5 protein-coding genes are annotated in these 4,157 nt (G+C 67.6%); all 5 read left to right on the top strand.

All coding sequences use genetic code 11. From position 1 onward, the window contains the following. Positions 1-165 precede the first annotated feature (165 nt). A complete protein-coding gene (locus VEY12_07855) occupies positions 166-1,806 on the top strand; it encodes a methylmalonyl-CoA mutase family protein (protein ID HYM40040.1) in 1,641 nt (546 codons plus the stop codon). Then, positions 1,803-2,204, top strand: coding sequence for a methylmalonyl-CoA epimerase (gene mce / locus VEY12_07850; protein ID HYM40039.1), 402 nt, complete (start codon positions 1,803-1,805; stop codon positions 2,202-2,204). The genes VEY12_07855 and mce overlap by 4 nt, the downstream gene beginning before the upstream one ends. 75 nt (positions 2,205-2,279) lie before the next feature. Further along, a complete protein-coding gene (locus VEY12_07845; protein ID HYM40038.1) occupies positions 2,280-2,957 on the top strand; it encodes a hypothetical protein in 678 nt (225 codons plus the stop codon). A gap of 40 nt (positions 2,958-2,997) precedes the next feature. Next, on the top strand, positions 2,998-3,762 hold the full coding sequence (locus tag VEY12_07840) for a biotin--[acetyl-CoA-carboxylase] ligase (GenBank protein ID HYM40037.1): 765 nt from the start codon (positions 2,998-3,000) through the stop codon (positions 3,760-3,762). A 109-nt stretch (positions 3,763-3,871) separates the two neighbouring features. Then, positions 3,872-4,157, top strand: a 286-nt coding sequence (locus tag VEY12_07835) for a penicillin acylase family protein (protein ID HYM40036.1), incomplete at its 3' end; no start/stop codon positions are given.

Genomic DNA, 4,157 nt, shown 5'->3' with positions numbered 1-4,157 from the left:
TCGGTTCATCCGGGTTTGACCGTCGAGGAGATCCGGACCAACGTATCCTGGGAGCTTCGGGTGAGCCCCAAGGTCCGAACCACGAAGCCGCCTAGAAAGCGGGAGCTTCAAGTCCTCCGGACGAAGTGTGACCCCGAGGGCATCTTCCTCGGCACGTGAGCGGCCATGGCTCGAGCGGCACCACGCAGGCGAAGCACGGATTCTCCCGAGACCGCCGCGGAGCCGCGGGGTCCCCCGCGGACCCTGAGCGGCCTCCCCGTCGACGTCGTCGTGGGACCCGACGACGCGTCCGCGGACCGGTACCTCGCCCAGCGGGGGTTCCCGGGGGAACCGCCGTACACGCGCGGGATTCGCGCGACCATGTACCGGGGCCGGCTCTGGACCATGCGGGAGTACGCGGGGTTCGGGACCGCAGCACAGGCCAACCGCCGCTTCCGCTACCTCTTGGCCCAGGGGAACGAGGGCCTGAGCGTCGCGTTCGACCTGCCCACCCAGATGGGCTACGACTCGGACGCTCCGCTGGCCCGCGGCGAGGTCGGCCGCGTGGGGGTCGCGATCAGCAGTCTCGAGGACATGCGGACCCTCCTCGCAGGGTTGCCCCTGGACCGAGTGAGCACGAGCATGACGATCAACGCCACCGCACCCATCCTCTTGGCGATGTACGTGGCTGTCGCGGAATCCGGCGGCGTTCCCCGTCGCGCCCTCCGCGGCACGGTCCAGAACGACATCCTGAAGGAGTACATCGCACGGTCGACGTACATCTATCCCCCGGGTCCTTCCGTGCGCCTAGCGGTCGACCTGATCGAGTTCTGCAGCCGCGAAGTCCCCAAGTGGAACGCGATCAGCGTGAGCGGGTACCACATCCGGGAGGCCGGCGCCACGGCGGTCCAGGAAATCGCGTTCACCCTGGCGGACGCGGTGGCCTACCTCCAAGCCGCCGTGCGGCGGGGGCTCCGGGTCGACGACATCGCACCCCAGATTTCGTTCTTCTTCGACGTCCACATCGACTTCTTCGAGGAGATTGCAAAGTTCCGCGCGGCCCGACGCCTGTGGTCGCGTCTTGTCAAGGAGCGTTTCCATGCGGAACGTCCGGAATCCCTCGCGCTGCGCTTCCACGCCCAGACCGCAGGCGTCTCTCTGACGGCCCAGCAGCCGGAGAACAACGCGGTCCGAGTGACTCTGCAGGCCTTGGCGGCGATCCTGGGCGGGGCGCAGTCCCTCCACACGAACAGCATGGACGAGGCCCTTTCCCTCCCCTCCGAGAAGGCGGTGCGTCTGGCGATCCGGACCCAACAGATCCTGGCCCAGGAGACGGGAGTCGGGAACACCGTGGACCCCGTGGGCGGCTCGTACTACGTGGAGGACCTCACGGATCGTCTGGAGGCGGACGCGACCAAGCTCTTGACGGAGATCAATCGCCGCGGGGGCATGCCCCGTGCCATCGAGAACGGGTGGGTCCAGCGGCAGGTCGCGGAGTCCGCGTACCGACAGCAGCTGGCCCTCGAGGAACGGACTCGGATCGTGGTCGGCGTCAATGCGTTTGCGGAAGGGACCAACGGGGTGCCCGCCTACCGCTTGGACCCGCGAATGGCGGAGGAGCGCATGGCCCAGGTGGTCTCGTTCCGGAAGGCCCGGAAGACGGCCCGGGCACGCACGGCGTTGAAGGCCGTCGTGGAGGCGGCCGAAGGCGATGGCAATCTCGTGCCGTCCATCCTCGCGGCGGTCAAGTCCGGCGCAACGCTCGGCGAGATCAGCGACGGTCTTCGGGAGGTCTTCGGCACGTACCGAGCCCGAGGGGAGCTATGATCGGCCCCGTGGATCACGTGGGCGTCGCCGTGCGTCGCTTGGACGCCGCGGTCGAGCGATACGGGCTGCTGGGACTCGCCCTCGAGTCCATCGAGACGGTCCCGGCGGCCGGCGTCCGCGTGGCGTTCCTGAACGGGGGAGGCATCCACGTGGAACTCGTGGAGCCCGTGGATCCTGCCGGGACCGTGGCCCGCTTCCTGGAGAAACGCGGGGAAGGGTTGCACCACCTCGCCTTCGCGACCCAGGACATCGCCGGCGAACTCGGCCGCCTTGCGGGCGAAGGTTTCGAGCTCATCGACCCCGTGCCGAGGCCCGGAGCGCGGGGACGCCAGGTCGCGTTCGTCCATCCCCGGTCCGCGCACGGCGTCCTCATCGAGCTCGTTCAGCGCCCGTCGTAGGCCCCCGGACGCTCAGAAATTTTAGGCTAGCCGAAGCCGAATAGGTTTATTTCCCTGGGCCGGGTGCGCCGTTCCATGAGTCTGGAAGGCGCGGTCGCATCCTTCGGCTCCGCGATCATCGGAGCGGTGTTCACGTTCCTGGTGTTCCAGCAGTGGCTCTCCCACCGGAAGGCCTACCAGGCCGCCTGGTCGATCGGTCTCGCGATGTTCTCTATCGCCGCGCTCATGCAAGGGTTCGCCGAGACCTACGGTTGGAACGCCGGGATCTACAAGGTCTACTACTTCGTCGCCGCGCCTCTCGTGGCGGTCCTCGGCGTGGGCTCCGCGTTCCTCGCGAGCCGCCGGGGCGGACTCGCGTTCGCGCTCTACACGAGCATCTTGGCCGCGGCATTTGCCTGGGTGGTTTCGACCGCCACCGTGAACGTTGCCGCGTTCAACCTTCCCCTGCCTGCGGGCCAAGGCTTCGACGAGTCGGTTCGCCTTTGGTCCCCGCTCTTCACGGTGCCCGGGAGCCTCGCGCTGATCGGGATTGCCCTCGTCTCCTACTGGCGCACGCGACTCACGTTCAACGTGTGGATTGGCGTGGGCGGGATCGTCGCGGCGGCAAGCGGTTCCCTGGCCACGTTCGGGGTGACCTGGGCGCTCTACCTCGGGGAGCTCATCGGGATCGCTCTCATGTTCCGCGGATTCCTCGCGAGCCGCGAGCCGCAGCCCGCCGCACGCCCCACCTCCGAGCAGGTTCCATCGGCGTGAGCCGCCAACGTTGAAATAGCCTCGTGCCGGTCCGCCGACCGTGAAGACGGGAGAGTTCCACAATCCGGCCCGCAAGGTCGCCGGCCAGATGATCTGGCACTACGACGTGGTGGCATCCACCAACGAGACGCTCAAGGAGCTCCTCGACGAGGACGTCCCGGAGGGCCTGGTTATTTGGGCGGACCGCCAGGCGTCGGGGAAGGGACGCCACGGACGCGCGTGGGCATCGCCACCGGGAGGCCTCTACCTCTCCATTCTCCTGCGACCCAAGCAGGTCCACGCTCAGATCCTGGGACTCCTGGCCGGCATCCCTCTGATCAAGACCTTGCGGCACTTCGGCGTGTTCGCCGCCCTCAAGTGGCCCAACGACGCGATCTTCCAGGGCCGAAAGCTCGCGGGGATCCTTTCCGAGGGCGTGTACCGCGGGGACGCCTACCACGTGATCCTCGGCGTCGGAATCAACACGAATATGGATCTCGAACGGCTGCCCCCGGACGTCCAGAAGCGGGCCACGAGCCTGAAGAGGGAGGTGAACCTGTTCGTGGCCAACGAGGAGTGCCTCGAATACTTCTTGGAGCAGATAGACGACGTGTACTCCCGCTACCTCCACACGCCCGCGCCGCTCATGATGAAGGAATACCGCGGGGCGTGCGGCACGATCGGGAAGCGGGTGTCTGTGGAGACGCCGCAAGGAAAGGTCGTCGGGAAGGCGTTCGATATCGCCCCCACGGGCGCGCTCCTCGTGCTCGACGATCACGAGGTGCGGCACGAGATTGTGGACGGCAGTGTCGAATACGTGGCCTGAGGGCGGCGAGGTTCGGCGAGCCGCAACCCTTTTGCCGTCTTCGCGCCATCCGCCCGCCACGGCCAACCCATCCCGGCGTCAGGACTGGGCCAAATTCGGTGCGGGCCTCGTGCTGACGGTTGTCGTGTTCGCGGCCTTCTCGGTGCCCGTAGGGCCGCTGCCCCCGCTGGGCTCGCTCCTCGATCCGACCACGGGCCTGTGGTCCGTCGCCTTCGGCGGAAGGGGGCTGCAGTCCCAGACCCTCCATGTGCCCGGCCTCTCCGCCGCGGTCACGATCGTCCGGGATGTGGCAGGAGTACCCCACATCTACGCCTCGAACATGACGGACGGCTGGTTCGCGCTCGGCTTCGTTCACGCCCAGGACCGCCTGTGGCAGATGGACATCCAGTCCCGTG

The sequence above is a fragment of the Thermoplasmata archaeon genome (genome assembly GCA_035632695.1).
Lineage (GTDB): Archaea > Thermoplasmatota > Thermoplasmata > RBG-16-68-12 > RBG-16-68-12 > RBG-16-68-12.
This window is presented reverse-complemented; position numbering and strand designations above follow the sequence as displayed.

What these genes read in the sequence shown, in the direction of transcription:
- VEY12_07855 (HYM40040.1), top strand. Translation starts at nt 166, where the DNA reads ATGGCTCGAGCGGCACCACGCAGGCGAAGCACGGATTCTCCCGAGACC.
- mce (HYM40039.1), top strand. Translation starts at nt 1,803, where the DNA reads ATGATCGGCCCCGTGGATCACGTGGGCGTCGCCGTGCGTCGCTTGGAC.
- VEY12_07845 (HYM40038.1), top strand. Translation starts at nt 2,280, where the DNA reads ATGAGTCTGGAAGGCGCGGTCGCATCCTTCGGCTCCGCGATCATCGGA.